Below are 20,249 nucleotides of genomic sequence, written 5' to 3' on the forward strand. Positions count from 1 at the left end.
AAGATGCCCCGCTCGCCTTTGGCCTGCCTGTTCGTGCCGCTGGCCCTGATGGCCGGTCCCGCCCTTGCCGCCGGTCCCTTTCAGGACACGGTAGCGATCGATCGCGCCGTCGCCGCCTTCACCGGCAGGGCGATCGGCGACGCGGGCGGCGCCCGCAGCGCCGTCGATGCCCGGCTGAAGCTTGCCGCTTGCCCCATGGTTTCCATGTCGTGGCGTACTGCCGGCCAGGATGCGGTGGTGGTTGCCTGTACCGGACCGGAATGGCGGATCTACGTGCCCGTTCGCACCGCCATCATGCCCGCGGCCGCCCCGCGCACCGCGGCGCCGGTAGCCGTCGCCCCGATCAAGGTGGCGGCGGTGATCAAGCGCGGCGATCCCGTGACGATCGCGGCCGGTTCGCCTGGTTTCTCGATCACCCGCGAGGGCATCGCCATGGCCGATGCGGCGCCCGGTGCGCGCTTCCTGGTGAAGGTCGATACCGCCAAGGCGCCTGTCCAGGCGGTCGCGATCGAATCCGGTCGTGCCACCCTGCCGGGCTGGACCGAATAATCCCTTAAGTTGCTGCCCAAACCGTCGTTACTCCTCCTGTCAGCGTAACCCCAAAGGTGCAGGCGTGGTGGATTCGATCAGTTCAAAGCCGGTGTCGGGGCGCGATCGCCAGGTCGCGCCGGTCGCGCGCAACGCGCCGGCCGCCAAGGTCGCGGGTGCCCCCCAGGGGACTGCCGCGGAGCAGCTGAAGCTGTCCGCCATCGCGTTCGGTTTCGGCGAGCAGGCGCCGCCGGTCGATCACGAACGGGTGTCCCGTATCCGTGCCGCGATCCGCAATGGCACCTTTCCGATCAATTCCGCGAAGATCGCCGACCGGCTGATCGCGCTCAAGCTCGAATGGACTCCGCATGACGGCAAATGACGCCAGGCGCGACGCGCTGATCGGCGTGATCGAATCGCTCCACGCCGAGATCGCGGCGCTGAAGGCGAACGATGTCGATGCGCTCGAACGGGCGACCCAGGCCAAGCTGGGTGGCATCAACGCGATTGCGGAGATGGGCACCGGCCCGACCGGTCCCGAGTTGCGCGAGCTGGCCGAGGAGGCGAACCGCCTGAACGAGACCTGCCGCATCTATGTGAACCTGATGGCGGCAAATGTTCGCCGCCGCCTGCAAAGTCTGACCGGCGATGCCGGTGCCGGTTACCGGCCGGGCATGGGGCTGAAGGCCTACGCCTAGCTTTCTTCCGCTCCGCGGCGAAGGCCGGGGCCCCGGTTGGAAAGGCGGATAAACGGCGCGCAATACCGTGTCACGATCGTCCCCCAACTGGGCCCCGGCCTTCGCCGGGGAACAAGGAAGTACGACGGAATGCTGATGACGAGCGCTGATCTGCGATAAATGGCACGCTCCTTGCTGCTGTGGACCCGACTATGGGTAACGCAGCCAGGGATCGATGACCTTCAATCCGATTACCACTCTTACTGGGAATAGAGCGACCGGCACGGTGCAGTCGGCGATCGCGCTGGCGAGCCAGAAGACCGGTATCGATTTCCATTACCTGATGGGTCAGGCGCAGCTCGAAAGCGGCATGCGCGCCGATGCGCGCGCCGGCACGTCGAGCGCATCGGGCCTGTACCAGTTCATCGAGCAGAGCTGGCTTCGCGTGATGAAGCAGCACGGCACCGAACATGGTCTCGGCTGGGCCGCAGACAGCATCTCCACCACCAGCTCGGGCCGCATGACGGTGACCGATCCGGGCATGCGCCGCGCGATCCTGGCGCTGCGCAACGATCCGCAGACCGCGTCGCTGATGGCGGCCGAGCACGCGTCGGACAACAAGGACGCGATCGAAAGCGCGCTTGGCCGCGATGCCACCGGCACCGACCTTTATATGGCGCACTTCCTCGGCCTGGGCGGCGCCCGCTCGTTCCTCGGCGCGATGCAGGACAATCCCAACCGCAGCGGTGCGGCCATGTTCCCCGCCGCGGCCCGCGCCAATCGCAACGTCTTCTACGCGTCGAACGGCCAGCCGCGCACGCTTTCGCAGATCTATGACCGGTTCGCCGCCAAGCTCGATGCCGGGGCGGCCGGGAGCACGGCGAATGCCGCGGTCCAGCTCGCCTCGACCCGCCTCGGCGAGTCCGGCGCGACCGTCATTCCCGGCAATGGCGAGAGCAGCACCAGCGAGGCCGCCGTCTGGGCGCAGGCCACGCTCGACCAGATCAATGGAGGATCAGCCCGCGTGCAGACTGCCACTCTGATGCGACCGACGCCCGATACGGCCCGGCTGGCGTATATGATGCTCGCGACGCTGGGGGGCTGAGACCATGGCCGTTGCCCTCAAGCGTGGCGGCGTGGCGCCGCTGATCCGGTCCTCGGCGCTGCCGGTCGCGATCCTGCTGCTGGTCGTGCTGATGGTCGTGCCGATCCCGCCCGCGCTGCTCGACCTGTTCTTCATCATGAACATCACGATCAGCCTCGCCGTGCTGATGGTGTCGCTGAACGCGCAGAAGCCGCTCGACTTCTCCGCCTTCCCGACCGTCCTGCTGTTCGCCACCCTGTTCCGCCTCAGCCTCAACGTCGCCTCCACCCGGGTCGTGCTGGTGCACGGCCATGAAGGCGAGAGCGCCGCCGGCCATGTCATCGAGGCGTTCGGCACCTTCCTGATCGGCGGCGACTATGTCGTCGGCCTGTTCGTCTTCGCCATCCTGGTCATCATCAACATGATCGTGGTGACCAAGGGCGCCGGCCGCGTGTCCGAAGTCTCGGCCCGCTTCACCCTGGACGCCCTGCCCGGCAAGCAGATGGCGATCGACGCCGATCTCAACGCCGGCCTGATCACGCCCGACGAAGCCAAGGCGCGCCGGATCGAGGTGTCGACCGAAGCCGATTTCTACGGGTCGATGGACGGTTCGTCCAAGTTCGTGAAGGGCGACGCCGTCGCCGGACTGCTGATCCTTGCCGCCAACATCATCGGCGGCCTGATCCTCGGGCCCGTCAGCCACGGCATGACGATCGCCGACGCCGCGCACAACTATGTGCTGCTCGCGATCGGCGACGCGCTGGTCGCGCAGATCCCGTCGCTGATGCTGTCGATCGCGGCCGCCGCGATCGTCACCCGCGTCACCTCCAGCATGGATCTCGCCGGCCAGATCGGCAGCCAGTTCGGCTCGGCCCGCACCTGGACCCCGGTCGCGATCATTCTCGCGCTGCTCGGCCTGATGCCGGGCATGCCCCATCTGGTGATCCTGCCCGCCGCCGCCGCCGCCGGCTTCGCCGCCTGGAAGCTGCGCCAGATCGCCAATCGCCCGGCCCCGATCGAGGCCGTCACGGTCGAGCCGGTCGACCAGTCGAAGATCGGCTGGGACGAAGTCACCGACGGCATGCAGGTCAATCTCGACATCGGCTATGGCCTGGTGCCGCTGGTCGACGAGCGCCGCGGCAGCCCGTTGATGGCCCGCATCACCGGCGTGCGCCGCCAGCTGTCGAAGGAACTCGGCTTCGTCGTGCCGCAGGTGCGGGTGCGCGACGACATCAACCTGCCGCCTTTCACCTATCGCATCGTCGTCGGTGGCGTCACGGTCGGCGAGGACAGCGTTTCGCCCGACGAGATGCTCGCGCTCGATACCGGCCAGGCTTATGGCCAGCTTCAGGGCAAGAAGGCGAAGGATCCGACCTTCGGGCTGGACGCCGTATGGATCGCCGCCGGCGATGCCGATGCGGCGACCGGCGCCGGCTATCTTGTCGTCGATCCTGGCACCGTGGTCGCGACCCATCTCAACCATCAGCTCGGCGCGCATGCCAGCGAGCTGCTCGGCCCGGACGACGTGCAGAGCCTGCTCGACGGCCTGAAGGACCGCGCGGCCAATCTCGTCGCGTCGCTGTCGCCGAGCCCGTTGCCGCTGACCACGCTCACCCAGGTGCTGCGCGGGCTGCTGGCGGAAAATGTGCCGCTGAAGGAATTCCGCCGCATCGCCGCCGCCATCGCGGTTGCCGCGCAGCGCACGCTCGACGCCGACGAGATCATCGAGATGATCCGGCCCGAACTTGGTGGCCTGATCATCCAGAAGCTGTGCGGCGTGCGCGAGCCGTTGCGCGTGATGACGCTGGAGGGCCAACTCGAAGGGCTGCTCGGCCAGGCCGTCCGGTCGGACCCGTCGCGCCGCCACACCATCGAGCCCGATCTCGGGCGCCGTATCGTCGACGCGCTTCAGCGCGCCGCCCAACCCCTGGTCGATGACGCCAAGCCCTTCGCGCTGGTCGTCCAGCCGGCGATCCGCGTCGCCATCCGTAAACTCGTCCGTACCATCTTGCCGGATACACCAGTCATGAGCTTCTTCGAAGTACCCGAGGACAAATCAGTCGAGGTCGTCGCCGTGATCGGCGCGCCCGGAGCGTTGCCGGCATGACCGCGCAGCCGCACGCCGCCGCATTCTCCGACGTGATGCCCCTGGTCTATGGCCGTACCGCGCCGGCGCCGGACATGACGATGCTCGCCAGGAAGCATATGCCGCTGGTCCGCCGGCTCGCCTGGCACATTCACGGCGGCATGAGCAGCGCGATCGAGGTCGAGGACCTGATCCAGATCGGCCTGGTCGCCCTGGTCGAGGCGGCATCGACCTTCGAGGATCGCGGCCAGGTGACGTTCGAGCACTATCTCGTCACCCGCGTGCGCGGATCGATGATCGACGCCCTGCGCCGCCAGGCGACGCTGACCCGGGGCGCGATGCGCCGGCGGCGCGCCTATAACAATGCCGTCGCGGCGCTCACCACGGAACTGGGCCATGCCCCGTCCGAGGCAGCCCTTGCCGAGAAGCTCTGCGTCACCGTGGAAAAGCTGCGGATGGAATATGCGACGGCCGAGCCGGTGCGTTTCGAGGCGATCGACGACGTCTATTCGGACGACAAGCCCTGGTTCGCCAGCGACGAACCCGACGCGTTCGAGCGACTCGCCGAGGCCGATCTGCGCGAGGCGCTGATCGGCGCGATCACCGCGCTGCCGGAACGCGAGGCGCAGGTGATCCAGCTCTATTATGTCGAGGAACTGAATCTCGAGGAGATCGGGCTGGTCCTCGGCGTCGGTGCCGCGCGCATCTGCCAGATCAAGAAATCGGCGCACGACCGGCTGAAAAAGGCGCTGATGCGTCGGGGGTGATACGCTGGCTCCTCGCCGGAACGGGGAGGGGGACCATGTGCTTCTTCAGCACATGGTGGAGGGGCTTGCCCCAATAGGCGACATTTGATGGTCGTCTCGTTTCTCGCTGATCCAGCGGGAACGAGACGGCCTTTTTTCGTCTGGGTCCCGGACTTGACACCGGGCCCCAAAGTCCCGTGCCTCTGCGCCTTCTGCGCGAACATTCTCTTTTCATACGCTCGCTTCGAGCTCGTCGACGGTGGTTGCCGACGAAGAGAAGGGCGGGGCTTCGACGAGCTCAGCCCGAACGGGGAGGGGTGGTCTCCGAAAAGGAGAGTGCGACCCAACGGGCGGGCTCCCGGCCTGCACCGATCGGCCCGACACTGCCGCGAATCAAAAACCCCGGCGGTCTTGCGACCGCCGGGGCTCCTGGTTGCTCTTGCCCTTGCGGGGAAGAGCCCGGTCGGCCCCGACACCCTATTGGGGGGCGGTGCCAGGGCCGTTCTCGGTTTTAACGGAGCAGGGAGAGGACGCCCTGCTGGGTCTGGTTCGCCTGGGCGAGCAGCGCGGTGGATGCCTGGCTCAGGATCTGGGCCTTGGCGAGGTTGGTCGTTTCGGTCGAGAAGTCGACGTCTTCGATGCGGCTGCGGGCGTCGGTCAGGTTGGCGACGTTGCTCGTCAGGTTGTTGACGACCGATTCCAGGCGCGCCTGGCCGGCGCCAATCGATGCGCGGGTCGTGTTGACGGCCTTCAGCGCGGTGTCGAGCGTGCCCAGTGCGTTGGTCGCACCAGTCGAGGTGGAGATGTTCGCGCTGGTCACGGACGACAGGTCGAGGCCGGTGATCTTCAGGCTGACCTTGTCGGCCGAGCCGGAGCCGGTCTGGATCGACACGCTCGTGTCCGACGCGCCGAACAGCGTCACGCCGTTGAAGTTGGCCTTCGACGTGATGTCGGTCAGCTGCGACTGAAGCTCGGTGACTTCGGTCTGCAGGTTCTTGCGGTCGTCGTCGCCATAGGTGCCCGAAGCGGACTGGACCGACAGCTCGCGGACGCGCTGCAGGATGTTGGTGACTTCGCTCAGCGCGCCGTCGGCGGTCTGGGCGAGCGAGATGCCGTCATTGGCATTGCGGATCGCCTGGGTCTGGCCCTTGATCTGCGACGTCAGCGAGGCGGCGATGGCGGAGCCTGCCGCGTCGTCCTTCGCGCTGTTGATGCGCTTGCCGGTCGACAGGCGCTCGATGCTGGTCTGCAGCGCCTTCGACGCCGCGTTCGATGCGTTGGTCGCGCGCAGCGCGGCAACGTTGGTTCCGATAACAGTCATTTGTCCGATCTCCACTCTGATCCGACGATCCCCGCCGCCCCCAAGCGGAGGGCCGAGCCGTCACAAGGAGGTAACGGCAGCCTTGCCGGCAGCTTTAGGGTTTATGACTCATCGATCGCCGTTTCCGGGCGTTCCTCGCGCGCGGGTATCATCGGAAGTGCGCAGGGGCGGCAGCAGGCCCGGAAATAATTTGCCGCCCGGCAATATGCTTAACGGGTCGTTTACCATTCCGGGGGCATTCAGACCCCGGGGTAAGGGGGAATTTCAAATGCGAGCCATCGTTCCATCCGCGGCTTTGTCGCGCCAGAAGTACACGCTTGTGTCTTCGCTGCGCGCACAGGGCTTCACCATCAGGTCGTTCGAGGATGGCCGCCCGCAGCCGGGCGACATCTATCTGGTGGCCGATGGCGAGACGCCGCCCGCACCGGCCCGCACCGTGATCGTTGGCGATGAGGGTCGCTACGTCACCCCGGCGCGGGACGGCAACCCGGCCCGTATCGCCTTCGGTTCCGAGGACGCGCAGGTCGGCAACGGCTTTGTCCGCGCGCTCGTGGCGGAGCAGGAGACGCCGACCGCCGCCGATCCCGAGAGCCTCGCGCTCTATGCCCTGGCCGAGCGTGTCGCCGCCGCAGACATCACCGTGCTGATCAACGGCCCGACCGGCACCGGGAAGGAAGTGCTGGCCCGCTCGATCCACCTCAATTCCGCGCGCCGCGACGGCCCGTTCATCGCGATCAACTGCGCAGCCCTGCCCGAATCGATGCTCGAGGCGCTGCTGTTCGGCCACCAGAAGGGCGCCTTCACCGGCGCATCCTCGGGCGGCGAAGGCTTTTTTCGCGCGGCGCATGGCGGCACCCTGCTGCTCGACGAGATCGCCGAGATGCCGATCCAGCTCCAGGCCAAGCTGCTCCGCGTGCTGCAGGAGCGCGAGGTCGTGCCGATCGGCGCCTCGACGCCCGTGTCGGTCGACGTCCGCATCATCGCCTGCGCCAACCGCGACCTGCAGGCAGAAGTTGCCGCCGGCCGGTTCCGCGCCGACCTCTATTACCGCCTCTCGGTCTTCCCGCTGACCACCAAGCCGCTCGCCGAGCGCCGCCAGGACATTCCCGCGCTCGCCGCGACCATGATCCTGCGCCATGCGGGCAACCGCTCGACCATTCCCTGGCCCGATGCCTCGGCGGTCGAGGCGCTGATGGGGCATGACTGGCCCGGCAATGTCCGCGAGCTCGAAAACGTCATCCAGCGCGCGCTGCTGTTCGCGGCGGGCGACACCATCCAGGCCCAGCATATCGTGTTCGATCGGCCGTCCGCGACTCCTGCCGGGATGCAGGCGGCCAACGATCAGCCGGCGACACAGCCGGCGACTCTGGGCAACATCGTCCAGATGAGCGAGTTCGCCGCGATCCGCGAGACGCTCGCCGCTTGTGGCGGCAGCCGGATCGAGACGGCGCGGCGGCTCGGCATCTCGGAGCGCACGCTGCGCTATCGCCTCGCCAAGGCTCGCGAGCAGGGTGACGACATCACCCGTGCCCCTAACCAGGCGGTCTCGGCATGAGCGGCGTCGGTGGTGTCGGCGGCGCGATGGGCGTCGACCGGGTCATGCAGCTTCGCGCGCAGATCCTCGAACGCAACCAGGCCCTGTCGCGTGCCAACGCGGCGGCGGACGCGTCCTCGACCCAGGGCGTCGGCTCCTCGCAGCCGACCAGCTTCACGGCGACGATGGAAGAGGCGCTGAAGAGCGTCAACGAAGGCCAGAACAAGGCCGGCGAGCTTTCCGCCGCGTACGAGCGCGGTGAAAATATCGACATCGCCAAGGTGATGCTGGCGCGCCAGCAGGCCTCGGTCGGCTTCGAGGCGACCCTGCAAGTCCGCAACAAACTCCTGTCCGCCTACAAGGACATCATGAGCATGCCGGTCTAACCCATGAGCAACGCCCTCACCCCGTCGCCCGCGTCCGCCCTGCCGGAACGCTTCGCCAATCCGCTGCGGCAGATCCAGGATCTGCTCGGCCAGCCGGCGGTGCGCCGCAGCCTGCCGATGGTGCTGATGGTCGGCCTGATCGCCGCCGCCGCGCTCGCCTGGGTCATGCTGTCCACGCCGACCCAGAAGACCCTGTTCTCGGGGCTCAGCGACATCGACAAGGGATCGGTCACCCAGGCGCTCGAACAGGCCAAGATCACCGCGCGGATCGACGAGGGCACTGGTGCCCTCACGGTCAACGAGGACGATTATTCCCGCGCCCGCATCCTGCTCGCCGGGCAGGGCCTGCCCAAGGGCGCGCCCGGTGGCTACCAGATCCTCGACAATCTGCCGATGGGCGTCAGCCGCGCGGTCGAAGGCGAACGCCTCCGCCAGGCGCGCGAGACCGAACTCGCCCGTTCGATCCAGGAGATCGACGCGGTGGCCGAGGCCCGTGTGCATCTCGCCACGCCGGAGGCGTCCGTCTTCGTCCGCGACAATGCGGCGCCGTCGGCTTCGGTCATCGTCAAGCTCCAGCCCGGCCGCTCGCTCGGCGACGCGCAGGTCAGCTCCATCGTCAATCTCGTCGCCTCGTCGGTCCCGGGCATGAAGCCCGAGGGCGTGACGATCGTCGACCAGATGGGCGGTCTGCTCACCAAGGGCTCCGACAAGAGCGCGCTCGGCATCGCCAGCGACGAACGCATCGCCTTCCAGCGCCGGATCGAGGAAAAGAACCGCGCCCAGGTGGTGCAGCTGCTTACCCCGCTGATCGGCGCCGGCAATTTCACCGTCGAGGTGCAGGCCGATGTCGATCTCGACGAGACCCAGGCGACCCGCGAAAGCTATGACAAGCAGGGCGCGCTGCGCGCCGAGCAGGGCAATTGGGTCGGCAACCAGAAGGACGGCGCCGGCGCCCAGCCCGGTGGCATCCCCGGCGCGCTGTCCAACACCCCGCCGGCGGCATCGACGCTGACCGCGCCCCAGCCCGCCCCGACACCGACGCCCGGTGCGACTCCGGCCGCGCCCGGCGCGCCCTCCGCGGCAGGCGCGGTGGTCGGCGCAGTGGCCGACGCCATGAAGCAGAGCGACCAGTATAGCCGCGCCTATGATCTCGGTAAGGAAGTCTCGGTCACCCGGGCTGCCCCCGGCGCGATCAAGCGGCTCTCCGTCGCCGTGCTGCTGCGCGATCCGGAAACCGGCAAGCCGCGCAGCCAGCTCGAGATCCAGCAGATCACGCAGCTTGTACAGACCGCGGTCGGCTATAATCAGGGCCGCAACGATCAGGTCACCGTCATCAGTCGCAAGTTCGCCGGCGCGGCCGAGTTCGACGACAAGCAGCCCTGGTATGAGGCCGGCTGGCTGCCCGTCGTCGCCCGCAACGTCACCGCGATCGTCATCGCGCTGCTGGTGCTTCTCCTCGGCGTCCGTCCGCTCGCCAAGGCAATGCTGAAGAAGCGCGAGGATGCGGCGCCGCGCCTGGCGCTCGGTCGCGACTATGGCAGCGCTCCCGGCGGCGCGGTCTCGGGTGAGGGCGAGGGCGGCTACGTAACCGGCCCGGTCAGCATCGACGCACTCGAAGGCGCCCGCAATTATGACGACCGGATCGGCATGGTCCGTGGTTTCACCCGGGACAATCCGGCACGGGCCGCCCTTGCGGTGCGTGACATGATCAAGGCGGATGCCAAGTCATGAACGCCCCCCTTCGCACCTATACCGGCGTCGAGCGCGCCGCCGTGCTGATGATGCTGGTCGGCGAGGAGGAGGCGGCTGCGATCCTGCAGAAGCTCGATCCGGAGGAAGTCCGCCAGCTCGGCAAGGCAATGTTCGCCGTCGCCGATGTCAGCGAGACCGAGGTCGAATATGTGCTCGACGATTTTGTCGGCAGGGCGCGGGAGCGCACCGGCATCTCGTTCGATCCGCGCCCGCAGATCGAAACCATGATGACCCGCGCGCTCGGCCAGGAAAAGGCCGACAGCGTCCTGTCGCGTATCATCCCGGCCGAGGACGCCTGCCAGATCGACCTGCTCGACTGGCTCGATGCGACCGAGATCGCCGGGCTGATCGAGAAGGAACATCCACAGATCGCCGCCGTGCTGATCGCGAACCTCGATCCGACGGTCGCGGCGCAGGTGCTCGAACTGCTGCCCGATGCGGCGCAGCCCGACATCCTTCACCGCATCGCGCGGCTGGGGCCGATCACGCCCGAGGCGGTCGAGACGCTGAAGACCGTGCTCGCCGGCCGGGTGGGGACGACGCAGCAGCCTGCCGGCGTCACGCTTGGCGGGACCAAGGATGCAGCCAAGATCCTGTCGAGCGGGCGCAAGGCGACCGAACTCAGGGTCATGCCCAAGCTGTTCAAGATCGACCGCGAGGTCGCCAAGGCGATCGAGGAGGCGATGTTCGTCTTCGACAATCTGCTCGAGCTCGACGACAAGAATCTCGGCACGCTCATCCGCAACATCGATGGCGACATCCTGACGCGCGCCCTCAAGGGCGTGGACGAATCGATGCGCGCGCGGTTCCTGGGCTGCATGTCCAGCCGCGCGGCCGACGGCATCCGCGACGAGATGGAGGCACGCGGCCCGATGAAACTGTCCGAGGTGCTGGAAGCCCAGAAGGTGATCATCCAGATCGCGCGCAACCTGGCCAAGGACGGCACGATCCAGATGGGCGGGGGCGATGACGACTATGTCTGATTTCACCGCCGGTTTCGTCGCCCGCCACGAAGCGGTGGCGCAGGCGCTTCACCAGGCCTTCGAGGTCCCGCCGGAGGGCTTCGCGCCCGCCGACCCCAGGACATGGGCCACGGGGCGCGCGGACCGTAAGGGCCGTACGGGTCCGGTATCCTTCTCGCCACAAACGGACGGGCCGCGGCACTTCTCGCCGGCCGATCCGAATGCCAACCCGACCGAAGGCTGGGATCCGTTCGAGACGGCCGATCCGGTGCCACCACCGGCCCCTTTCGTCGATCCGATCGCAACCGCGCACGCCGCCGGTTTCGCCGACGGTATGGCGGCGGCGATCGCCGAGATCGGCGAGACCGCGGGTCGCGATCGCGCTCTGCTGGCGGAACTGGCCGAGGCGTTGCGAAGCGACAGCCGGCTCGACCGCGAAGCGATGGCGCGCCAGCTGCGCCAAACCGTGATGTTCCTGGTGTCCCGCCTGATCGGCGACGTGGGCATCTCTCCCGATATTCTCGCTCGTCGGATCGATGCCGCCGCCGAGATGCTCGCCGACAATACCGAAGCCGCGCTGCTCCGGGTGCACCCCGACGATGTCGCGCTGCTCGACGGCAAATTGCCGAAGACGGTGTTCGCGGTCGGTGACGCCAATGTCCTGCGCGGCAGCTTCGTGCTCGAATCCGCCTCGACCATCGTCGAGGACGGTCCGGAACTCTGGCTCGAACAACTTGCCCAGGCGATCGACCGGGTGGCCGTGCCGACATGCTGAACCGCTTCACGCACGACTATCTCGAATCGCTCGGCGTCCCCGATTTCAACCCCAACCCGACGATATCCGGTCGCCTGGCGTCGTTCGACGGGTTGCTGATGGAAGCGGTCGGCCTGACCCTGCCGGTCGGCACCGTCTGCCAGGTCGGCACCCGCGGCACCGGGGTCGAGGCCGAAGTGATCGGCTTCCGTAATGGGCGTACGCTCCTGATGAATCTCGGCGGGCCAGCGCCGCTCCTCCCTCAAATGCCCGTCCGCCCGCTGGGCGCGCCGGGAGAGGCGGAGGTCGGTCCTTCCCTGCTCGGGCGCGTCGTCGACGGCGCGGGCAGGCCGATCGACGGGCTCGGCCCGATCCGTGGCGCCGATCGCTGGCCGCTCGCAGGCAAGCTGCAAAGCCCGCTCGACCGTGGCCGCGTGCTCGAACCACTCGACGTCGGCGTGCGCGCGATCAACGGCCTGCTCACCGTCGGCCAGGGCCAGCGGATCGGCATCATGGCAGGGTCCGGCGTCGGCAAATCGGTGCTGCTCGGCATGATCGTGCGCGCGGCCCAGGCCGATGTCATCGTGATCGGTCTGATCGGCGAGCGCAGCCGCGAAGTCGCCGACTTCCTGGAAACCAAGGTCGCGGGCGAGGCGCGCCAGCGCGCCGTGGTCGTCGCCGTTCCCGCCAACCACTCGCCCGTGCTCCGCATCCGCGGTGCATTGCGCACCCATGCCATTGCCGAGGCGTTCCGCGCCCAGGGCAAGAAGGTGCTGCTCATCATGGACAGCCTGACGCGTGTCGCGCATGCCGGCCGGGAGATCGGCCTTGCGCTCGGCGAGCCGGCCAGCGCGCGCGGTTATCCGCCATCGGCCATCGCCATGTTGCCCAACCTGATCGAACGCGCCGGCACCGATGTCACCTCGGGTGGCTCGATCACCGCGATCTACACCGTGCTTGCCGATGGCGACGATGGCAACGATCCGGTCGTCGACAGCGCCCGATCCATCCTCGACGGCCATATCGTGCTGTCGCGCGCGCTTGCCGAACATGGCGTTTATCCCGCCATCGATATCGGCCCTTCGGTCAGCCGCGTGATGACGGACATCGTCGGCAAACCACAGCAAAAGGCGGCGCGGGTGCTGCGCCGCCACCTCGCGACCTATGAGGAAAATCGCGATCTGGTGCTGATGGGCGCCTATCGCGCCGGCGCGGATCCGGCGATCGATGCCGCCATCGCCTGCCATCCGGCCGTGATGGAATATATCAAGCAGGATCCCGACGAGGTCGTGTCGCTGGCCGATGCGGTGATGGAGCTGACCGGCGTGTTCGGCGATGCCTAAACCGGCCAAGCTCGACCGCTTGTTGCGTGTCCGGACCCTTCAGCTCGGCCTGGTCCGCGCCGAGGAAGTGCGCGCGCAGGAAAGGTTCAACAATGAGGCGACGCTCAAGAGCCGGATCGCCCAGCTCGCCGAGGGGGTCGCGCCGCAATCGGCCCCGACCCAAGGGTTCTCCATGCTCGCCGCCGCGCATTTCCGCGACCGGCTCCAGCAATCCGCCGAAGCGGCCGAGGGGCGCCTGCGCGCCGCCGAGCGCGTGGTCGAGCGTGCCGCCGAGGCGACGCGCGAGGCCAGGCGCGATCAGAACGCGATCGAGAAGCTGATCGCCCGTGCGGATGCCGATGCGGCGCTCAAGGCGATCCGCGCGCTCGAGGCGTCGCCGCCCACCCGCAAGATTCGGCACGATCCTTGCTGAAACCCTGATCGGCGGATTGTGCCGAACGGGATGGATGGATGATCGAGCTTTCGACCCAGATACCACAGACGACCACACCGGTTTCCGGTCCAGCCGCGCCGGGGGGCGCGGCTGGCGGATTCGTGCGGCTTCTCGCGGCCTTTCTGGATGCGGGCGACGCGGCCGCGCCCGATGGTCCGGCCGGTGCCGGGCTGCCGGGCGACCGGCAGGGACTTGCCGGTGACGGCAAGCCGGTGCCTGCCGCCCTTGCCGATGACGGCAAGCCGATCGATCCGGCGCTGATCTGGCTACCGCTGGGATTGCCGCTGCCCGCACCCGCCGCGCCGCCGATCGTCCTGCCGCCCGAGGCCGGCGCGGGGGCGCCAGCTGCGGGCGCTCTGCCCGGCCCGGCGACGCTGGCCATCATGGGGGCGTTGATCCCGGCGGACGGCATGAGCAGCGGAAAGACCGACGGGGCGGTGAAAGAACTGCCGATCCCGGCCGCCGACCTGGCCGCGAAGCTGGATACCGCCGCGCCGGATCCGCTGTCGAAGACGACGGGCACGCCGTCACCGGCGACCGCCGCTACGACTCAACCCGCCGGCCAGACCTTCGCCGCGGCGATCGCCGCCGCTCTCGCCAATCACGACCGCCCGGCGCGCGACGACGATCGCGATGGGGGCCGCAGTCTCGTCGGTCTCGCCGCCGCCGCGCAGGCCGATACCGTGGCCCGCCCCGTGGTCCAGGCGGCCGCCGATGCGAAACACGCGGCGCTCGATCTGCGCGACGATCGCGGCCTGCACGGCATGATCGACCGGATCGAGATGCTCCGCGACGACGCCAACGCCAATGATACCCGGATCCGGCTGGTGCCCGATGCGCTCGGCGGTGTCGACGTCTCGCTGCGCAAGGACGGCGATACCCTCCATGTCCATTTCACCGCCGATACCCAGGCGACCCGCACCCTGCTGACCGACGCCCAGCCGCGCCTGGCAGAGCTGGCCGACGCCCGCGGCGTGAAGCTCGGCCAGACCAGCGTCGATACCGGCGCCGGCGGCAACGCGAATCATACCCATCACCAGCAGCGCGCGGCAGCACCGCGCGCGCCTGGATCGGCATCCGTTCCGGCTGCCGATCCAGCACCCACCGATCAACGACTTGCCTGAACTGAAGGAGCGCAATGATGAGTGACACTGCCGAGGCCCCCAAGAAAAAGAAGGGCAAGGGGAGGCTTCTGATCATGGCCCTGGGCCTGATCGTGCTCGGCGGCGGTGCCGGCGGGGGCTTTTTCGCCTGGAGCAGCGGCATGTTCGGCGGCGGCGCGCATGCCGCCGAGGGCAATGGCCCGAAGCTCGTCCCGAAGAGCGAGCAGAAGCGCGTCAGCGCCTCGGGCGAGGGTGGCGGGCATGGCGAGGGCGCGAGCGCCGGTTCCAAGCGGCCGAGCGGCGAGGGCGGCGAGAAATATGCGTCGAACTATTATGCGATGGAGAAGGAGTTCACCTCCAACCTTCAGGACAGCGTCCATTTCATCCAGGTCGGCCTGGCGATCTCCACGCCGTACGACGATTCGGTGATCGAGAACGTCAAGACCAACGAGATCGCCGTCCGCTCCGCGATCCTGATGGCGCTCGGCGACGCGACCGAGGACCAGGTGTTCACCAGCGACGGCAAGAAGCAGCTGGAACGCCGCCTGGCCAAGGCAATCAACGACACGCTGAAGGAAAAGGAAGGATTCGGCGGGGTTGGTAACGTCTACTTTACCAATTTTGTTGTTCAGTGACCGGGCATGGTTAACGGTTCTTCACCACAATCGAACGAACGGCGGGAACGACCCCGGCAAATGGCGGATCACGCCACGCTGGGTGTCGCAAATCTCAACCCGTTCGGCGATCTGCACACGCTGCAGCATCTCTCGGCGCGTCTCGCGCGGAGCATGCGCGGTGTGTTCGAGCCGTTGCTGCGCAAGGAAATCCGTACTTTTGCCGAGCCTCTGGTCGTCCAGCGCTTCGCCGATTACCGCGCGGAACGCCCGGACGGGCTGACCGCCTGGCTGCCGATGGCGATGACGCCCCAACCCAATCAGGCGCCCGGCCATGCGATGATCGTGCTCGACGGGCGATTCGTCCTCGAGATACTCGACCTGTTCTTCGGCGGCACCGGCGCCGTACCGCACGACATGCCGGTGGAATTCACCCCCGCGGCGGAGGCGATGATCGGGCGGCTGGGCATGATGCTCACCGGACCGCTCAAGGCCGCCTGGGAACCGCTCGCCCGAATCGAGTTCGAGCCTGGTCATGTCGAGTCGAATCCGGCGACGCTGCCCGGTCTCGACGGTGACGATGCGCTGGTCATCACCCGGTTCGGCATCGCCGCCGGCAATGCCAAGCCGGTCTTCGTCGACATCATCTATCCGGTCGCCGCGCTGAAGCCGCACGCACCGTCGCTCACCGGCAAGGTCCATGCGAAGACGGCCGAGCCCGATCCGGCGTGGCGCAACAGCCTGACCCGCGCCGTCATGGGCGTGCGTTTCCCGATTCGCTCGGTCCTGGCCGAACCGATGGTCCCGCTCAGCGTGCTGATGAGCCTGAAGCCGGGTGACGTCATCCCGATCACGCTCGGCGCCGACGTGCCGGTGATGGTCGGCGGCGACCGGCTGGGCGCCGGCACCGTCGGCACCTCCAACGGCCATGCCGCCATCCGTCTCAATTCGATCTCGCGCGAAAAACTAGAGGAACTGCAATGAACGACATGACCGGCGGATTTCCCGTCGACGGGGCGCTCGCGGCCAATTTCCGGCTGCTGCAGGATGTCGACGTCAAGCTGACCGTGGAGATCGGATCGACCTCGCTCACGCTGCGCGAGCTGCTGGCGCTGGGCGAATCGAGCGTGATCGAACTCGACCGCCAGGCCAATGAGCTGCTCGACGTGCTGGTCAACGGCACCCTGATCGGCCGCGGCGAGGTGGTGATGGTCGGCGATCGTTTCGGCGTGCGCATGACCGAGCTGGTCAACCCCGAGAAGCGGGCCTGATCCGCCATGATGTGGTCCTATGTCCTGAAGCTGGTCGTGCTGCTGCCGCTCGTCTGCGGCCTGATGATCGGCTGTCTCTATCTCTGGCGCCGGCTTGAATCGCGCATGCCCGGCCAGCCGGCCAACCGCATGATGGCGGTGAAGGAAACCATGATGATCTCGCCGGGCCTGCGCCTCGCCGTGGTCGAGTTCGAGGGCCGCAAGCTGCTCGTCTCGGTAAGCCGCGCCGGCGTCACCCTGATCGACAAGGGCGACAAATGACCGTCACCGTTACGCGCAAGGGCACCGGCCCGGCGCTGATCAAGCCCGCCAAGCCGCGCGCGACGCTGTCCTGGGGCAAGCTCGCGCTGCTGCTGCTCGGCATCGTCTTTGCGGTGATGGTGGTCCATCCCGCCTTTGCCCAGGCCGCCCCCGCAGCGCCCGCCGTCGCTGCCCCGGCCGCTCCGGGCGCCGGCGATGCGGTCGATCGCGCGCTCGGCGATCTCGGCGGCGGCAACGCCCCGCTCGCCCTGTCGCTGCAAGTCCTCATCATCATGGGGCTGCTGACGATCCTGCCGGGCATCCTGCTGATGATGACCAGCTTCACGCGGATCATCATCGTGCTGGCCATCCTGCGCCAGGCGCTGGGCCTTCAGCAGACCCCGCCCAACCAGGTGCTGATCGGCCTGTCGCTGTTCCTGTCCTTCTTCGTGATGGCGCCCGTCGTGAACCAGATCAACACGGTCGCGATCCAGCCCTATGCCGAGAACAGGATCGGCGCGACCGACATGATCAAGAACGCGTCGGTCCCGCTGCATGCCTTCATGACCAAGCAGACCCGGGTGAAGGACGTGACGATGTTCGCGAACATCGCCAAGTCCGGCCCCTATGCGAAGCCGGCCGACGTGCCTTTCTCGGTCCTGCTCCCCGCCTTCGTCACCAGCGAGCTCAAGACGGCCTTCCAGATCGGCTTTCTCGTGTTCCTGCCCTTCATCGTCATCGATCTGGTCGTCGCGACCGTGCTGATGTCGCTGGGCATGATGATGATGTCGCCGACGATGATCTCGATGCCGTTCAAGCTGCTCCTGTTCGTCCTGGTGGACGGCTGGGCGCTGACCATGGGCAGCCTCGCCAACAGTTTCGTGAGTTAGCGGCATGGACGCGGATTATTTCCTGACGGTCGCCAACCAGACCATGTGGGTCCTGGCGCTCGCCGCCGCGCCGATCCTGATCCCGGCGCTGTTCGCCGGGCTCATCACCGGCATGATCCAGGCGGCGACCTCGATCAACGAGCAGACCCTGTCCTTCGTGCCCAAGCTGATCGTCGTCGCCTTTTCGATCATGATCTTCGGCGGCCTGATCCTCGGCCTGCTCAGCGACTTCACGATCGGCATTTTCGAGCGGATCCCGGACCTGGTCCGATAGCGCACGATGCGTTCTTCTTCTCTTTCGGCCAAGGGGTGAGGGCCATGCTGAAGGGCGTCGCCTTCCCCACCTCGCACCGTCACCCCGGACCTGTTCCGGGGTCCATGGTTCCCTATGCGCAACGATGGCAGCGTTTGCGGGCCGATGGATGCCGGAACAAGTCCGGCATGACGAAGGAGGCGATCATGCGCCTCGTCGTTTTGCAAAATTCGTCGGGCGCGCAGGAATGAGCCCGCTAGGCTTCGGCCTCTCCGTCGAACCGCAGCTCTGGGCGCTCATCTTCGTGATGGTGCGCATCGGCGCCGCCTTCATCGCGGCGCCCGTGTTCAGCGCGGTGTCGATCCCGGTCACGGTGCGCGTCACCTTGTCTGGCGCGATCGGCGTGCTCGTGCTCGCCACGCACAAGGTCGTGCCGCCTGCCGAGATCTTCGCCTTCGCCACGTTCCTCGCCATCGCGGCGGAGGCGCTGGTCGGCTTCGCCATGGGCTTCATCCTGCAGATCGCCTTTGCCGCGCCGATGATCGCGAGCGAGGTCATCGGCACGTCGATGGGCATCGGCTTCGCCACCGCGATCGATCCGCAGAACGGCCGCTCGACCCAGGCGCTCGGCCAGTTCTTCTCGATGATGCTGACCCTGTTGTTCCTGTCGATGAACGGCCATCTCGTGCTCGTCGAGATGATCGTGAAAAGCTATGACGCGCTACCCGTCGGCGCCGCCTGGCTCACCGCGACCCAGCTTCGCGACATCGCCTTTTTCGGCGGCTACACCTTCCTTGCCGGCCTGCTGCTTGCGCTGCCGGTCGGGTTCCTGCTGCTGTGCCTCAACCTCGTCGTCGGCATGCTGTCGCGCTCGGCCCCGGCGCTCAACCTCTTCGCCATCGGCCTGCCGACCAGCCTGGCGGTCGGCGTGGTCGCGCTCGCCTTGGCCTTCCCGGCGATGGGCGATTACATGATGGTCATCGTCACCCAGGGCCTCGCCGCCACCCAGAGCCTGGTGCTCGGCTGATGGCAGACGAATTCGGCGAAAAGACAGAAGCCCCGACACCCAAGCGGAAGAAGGACGCCGCACAACAGGGTGACGTCCTTCGCTCGAAGGAATTCGCCACCGCGCTCGTCATCCTGGCGGGCTGCGGCTGGCTTGCGCTCGCCGGTCCGTCGCTGGTCGGGGCGTGCAAGGCCGTCATGGCGTCGAGCTTCCAGTTCGGCCGCGCCGATATCGAGGATTTCTCGCCCTTCCGCCCGCTGCTCGATTCCGGCTGGAAACTGGCGCCGTCGATCATCTCGCTGTTCGCGGTCACCCTGGTCGCCGCGGTGCTCAGCCAGGCCGGCCTGGGCTCGCTCAGCTTCAACGGATCGCTGCTCGCGCCCAAGGCGTCGCGCATCAACCCGGCTTCGGGCCTGAAGCGCATCTTCGGGCCGCAGGGCTGGATGGAACTGGGCAAGTCATTGCTCAAGGTCGTCCTGCTCGGATCGATCGGTTATCATATGCTGATGCAGGCGGCGAAGACGTCGATCGGCCTGGTATCCTCCGACATCAACGGCGCGATCGGCGCGCTGGGCGGTTCGCTGATGACGATCCTGTTCGTCATGGCCGGCGGGCTGCTGATCATCGCGGGCATCGACCTGCCGATCCAGATCATCCGCCTGCTCGGCAAGCTGCGCATGACCAAGCAGGCGGTGCGCGACGAGAACAAGGAAACCGAGGGCTCGCCCGAGGCAAAGGGGGCGATCCGCCAGCGCCAGCGCGAGGTGATGAAGCGCGGCATGCGCCAGGCGGTCGAGGGCGCGCACGTCATCCTTACCAACCCAACTCATTTCGCCGTCGCGCTGCGCTATGATCGCGGTGCGGACCAGGTGCCGGTCGTCGTGGCCAAGGGCCGCGGCGTCATGGCGCTCGCCATTCGCGAACTGGCCGGCGAATCCGCCGTGCCGATCCTCGAATATCCGGCCATCGCGCGCGCGCTTTATTATACCAGCCGCGAAGGGCAGGAGATCCGCGACGATCTGTACCAGGCGATTGCCACGATCCTCGCCTTCGTCTTCGGCCTCAACACCCAGGCCGGCGGCACCCCGCCGCCGGTGGCGGTGCCGGACAGTGCGCGGTTCGACGAGAATGGGGTGAAGCAGGGGTAGGCGACGGCGGGCCCCGCCGATTACCTCCAAAACGGTTGCGTCACATGCTGCCTGCCTACTGGACAGGAGATTGCCCCTAGCCTAGCCGCTCGAGAGATTAGTGGGGGTTTACAAAAGC

Annotated in this window: 24 protein-coding genes; 23 read left to right on the forward strand and 1 reads right to left on the reverse strand. The window is 67.5% G+C overall.

Going from position 1 to position 20,249, the window contains the following annotated elements:
* Positions 1 to 3 precede the first annotated feature (3 nt).
* From AC1DT7_RS02170 to AC1DT7_RS02195, 6 genes are all read left to right on the forward strand, one after another.
* Complete coding sequence (locus tag AC1DT7_RS02170; protein WP_478034239.1) at positions 4 to 549, forward strand: flagella basal body P-ring formation protein FlgA; 546 nt, start codon at positions 4 to 6, stop codon at positions 547 to 549.
* Positions 550 to 613: 64 nt separating this feature from the next.
* Positions 614 to 910 (forward strand): flagellar biosynthesis anti-sigma factor FlgM, encoded by a 297-nt coding sequence (flgM, locus tag AC1DT7_RS02175; RefSeq protein WP_478033896.1) that lies wholly within the window; start codon positions 614 to 616, stop codon positions 908 to 910.
* Positions 897 to 1,226, forward strand: a complete 330-nt coding sequence (locus AC1DT7_RS02180; protein ID WP_478033898.1) for a flagellar protein FlgN — start codon at positions 897 to 899, stop codon at positions 1,224 to 1,226. The genes flgM and AC1DT7_RS02180 overlap by 14 nt, the downstream gene beginning before the upstream one ends.
* Before the next feature lie 214 nt (positions 1,227 to 1,440).
* A complete protein-coding gene (locus tag AC1DT7_RS02185) occupies positions 1,441 to 2,310 on the forward strand; it encodes a lytic transglycosylase domain-containing protein (protein WP_478033899.1) in 870 nt (289 codons plus the stop codon).
* Between the two features lie 4 nt (positions 2,311 to 2,314).
* Positions 2,315 to 4,396, forward strand: coding sequence for a flagellar biosynthesis protein FlhA (gene flhA / locus AC1DT7_RS02190; protein WP_478033900.1), 2,082 nt, complete (start codon positions 2,315 to 2,317; stop codon positions 4,394 to 4,396).
* Positions 4,393 to 5,142, forward strand: coding sequence for a FliA/WhiG family RNA polymerase sigma factor (locus AC1DT7_RS02195; RefSeq protein WP_478033901.1), 750 nt, complete (start codon positions 4,393 to 4,395; stop codon positions 5,140 to 5,142). The genes flhA and AC1DT7_RS02195 overlap by 4 nt, the downstream gene beginning before the upstream one ends.
* Positions 5,143 to 5,632: 490 nt before the next feature.
* Here AC1DT7_RS02195 and AC1DT7_RS02200 read toward each other — a convergent pair whose 3' ends face one another.
* Complete coding sequence (locus tag AC1DT7_RS02200; RefSeq protein ID WP_478033902.1) at positions 5,633 to 6,442, reverse strand: flagellin N-terminal helical domain-containing protein; 810 nt, start codon at positions 6,440 to 6,442, stop codon at positions 5,633 to 5,635.
* A gap of 268 nt (positions 6,443 to 6,710) precedes the next feature.
* On the opposite strand from AC1DT7_RS02200, the gene AC1DT7_RS02205 reads away from it, so the two are divergent.
* From AC1DT7_RS02205 to AC1DT7_RS02285, 17 genes are read left to right on the forward strand one after another with little or no spacing between them, the layout of a single operon-like run.
* The gene (locus tag AC1DT7_RS02205) at positions 6,711 to 7,997 is read left to right on the forward strand and encodes a sigma-54 interaction domain-containing protein (RefSeq protein WP_478033904.1); all 1,287 of its coding nucleotides are present in this window, start codon (positions 6,711 to 6,713) and stop codon (positions 7,995 to 7,997) included.
* Positions 7,994 to 8,362 (forward strand): flagellar hook-basal body complex protein FliE, encoded by a 369-nt coding sequence (fliE, locus tag AC1DT7_RS02210; protein WP_478033905.1) that lies wholly within the window; start codon positions 7,994 to 7,996, stop codon positions 8,360 to 8,362. Before AC1DT7_RS02205 ends, fliE begins: the two co-directional genes overlap by 4 nt.
* A 3-nt stretch (positions 8,363 to 8,365) precedes the next feature.
* Complete coding sequence (fliF, locus tag AC1DT7_RS02215; protein WP_478033906.1) at positions 8,366 to 10,093, forward strand: flagellar basal-body MS-ring/collar protein FliF; 1,728 nt, start codon at positions 8,366 to 8,368, stop codon at positions 10,091 to 10,093.
* Positions 10,090 to 11,097, forward strand: a complete 1,008-nt coding sequence (fliG, locus tag AC1DT7_RS02220) for a flagellar motor switch protein FliG (RefSeq protein ID WP_478033907.1) — start codon at positions 10,090 to 10,092, stop codon at positions 11,095 to 11,097. Before fliF ends, fliG begins: the two co-directional genes overlap by 4 nt.
* Entirely contained in the window at positions 11,081 to 11,851 is a 771-nt protein-coding gene (locus tag AC1DT7_RS02225) for a FliH/SctL family protein (protein ID WP_478033908.1), read from the forward strand. Before fliG ends, AC1DT7_RS02225 begins: the two co-directional genes overlap by 17 nt.
* Positions 11,845 to 13,173 carry a FliI/YscN family ATPase gene (locus tag AC1DT7_RS02230; RefSeq protein WP_478033909.1) on the forward strand — a complete coding sequence of 443 codons (1,329 nt, stop codon included), beginning with the start codon at positions 11,845 to 11,847 and terminating at the stop codon, positions 13,171 to 13,173. Before AC1DT7_RS02225 ends, AC1DT7_RS02230 begins: the two co-directional genes overlap by 7 nt.
* Positions 13,166 to 13,585: a hypothetical protein gene (locus tag AC1DT7_RS02235; RefSeq protein ID WP_478033911.1), complete on the forward strand. Its 420-nt coding sequence runs from the start codon at positions 13,166 to 13,168 to the stop codon at positions 13,583 to 13,585. The genes AC1DT7_RS02230 and AC1DT7_RS02235 overlap by 8 nt, the downstream gene beginning before the upstream one ends.
* A 38-nt stretch (positions 13,586 to 13,623) precedes the next feature.
* Positions 13,624 to 14,730 (forward strand): flagellar hook-length control protein FliK, encoded by a 1,107-nt coding sequence (gene fliK / locus AC1DT7_RS02240; protein ID WP_478033912.1) that lies wholly within the window; start codon positions 13,624 to 13,626, stop codon positions 14,728 to 14,730.
* A gap of 17 nt (positions 14,731 to 14,747) precedes the next feature.
* Positions 14,748 to 15,344: a flagellar basal body-associated FliL family protein gene (locus AC1DT7_RS02245; RefSeq protein ID WP_478033913.1), complete on the forward strand. Its 597-nt coding sequence runs from the start codon at positions 14,748 to 14,750 to the stop codon at positions 15,342 to 15,344.
* Between the two features lie 6 nt (positions 15,345 to 15,350).
* On the forward strand, positions 15,351 to 16,307 hold the full coding sequence (locus AC1DT7_RS02250) for a flagellar motor switch protein FliM (RefSeq protein ID WP_478033914.1): 957 nt from the start codon (positions 15,351 to 15,353) through the stop codon (positions 16,305 to 16,307).
* Positions 16,304 to 16,594 (forward strand): flagellar motor switch protein FliN, encoded by a 291-nt coding sequence (gene fliN / locus AC1DT7_RS02255; protein WP_478033916.1) that lies wholly within the window; start codon positions 16,304 to 16,306, stop codon positions 16,592 to 16,594. The genes AC1DT7_RS02250 and fliN overlap by 4 nt, the downstream gene beginning before the upstream one ends.
* Positions 16,595 to 16,600: 6 nt before the next feature.
* Positions 16,601 to 16,855 carry a flagellar biosynthetic protein FliO gene (locus tag AC1DT7_RS02260; RefSeq protein ID WP_478033917.1) on the forward strand — a complete coding sequence of 85 codons (255 nt, stop codon included), beginning with the start codon at positions 16,601 to 16,603 and terminating at the stop codon, positions 16,853 to 16,855.
* Positions 16,852 to 17,724: a flagellar type III secretion system pore protein FliP gene (gene fliP, locus AC1DT7_RS02265; protein ID WP_478033919.1), complete on the forward strand. Its 873-nt coding sequence runs from the start codon at positions 16,852 to 16,854 to the stop codon at positions 17,722 to 17,724. Before AC1DT7_RS02260 ends, fliP begins: the two co-directional genes overlap by 4 nt.
* A gap of 4 nt (positions 17,725 to 17,728) precedes the next feature.
* Positions 17,729 to 17,998 (forward strand): flagellar biosynthesis protein FliQ, encoded by a 270-nt coding sequence (fliQ, locus tag AC1DT7_RS02270; protein WP_372856542.1) that lies wholly within the window; start codon positions 17,729 to 17,731, stop codon positions 17,996 to 17,998.
* Between the two features lie 44 nt (positions 17,999 to 18,042).
* Positions 18,043 to 18,228 (forward strand): hypothetical protein, encoded by a 186-nt coding sequence (locus tag AC1DT7_RS02275; protein WP_478033920.1) that lies wholly within the window; start codon positions 18,043 to 18,045, stop codon positions 18,226 to 18,228.
* Complete coding sequence (gene fliR, locus AC1DT7_RS02280) at positions 18,225 to 19,004, forward strand: flagellar biosynthetic protein FliR (RefSeq protein WP_478033921.1); 780 nt, start codon at positions 18,225 to 18,227, stop codon at positions 19,002 to 19,004. The genes AC1DT7_RS02275 and fliR overlap by 4 nt, the downstream gene beginning before the upstream one ends.
* Positions 19,004 to 20,131, forward strand: coding sequence for an EscU/YscU/HrcU family type III secretion system export apparatus switch protein (locus AC1DT7_RS02285; protein ID WP_478033922.1), 1,128 nt, complete (start codon positions 19,004 to 19,006; stop codon positions 20,129 to 20,131). Before fliR ends, AC1DT7_RS02285 begins: the two co-directional genes overlap by 1 nt.
* The last annotated feature ends 118 nt before the right edge of the window (positions 20,132 to 20,249 follow it).

The sequence above is a fragment of the Sphingomonas sp. P3_C6 genome, from assembly GCF_056402595.1.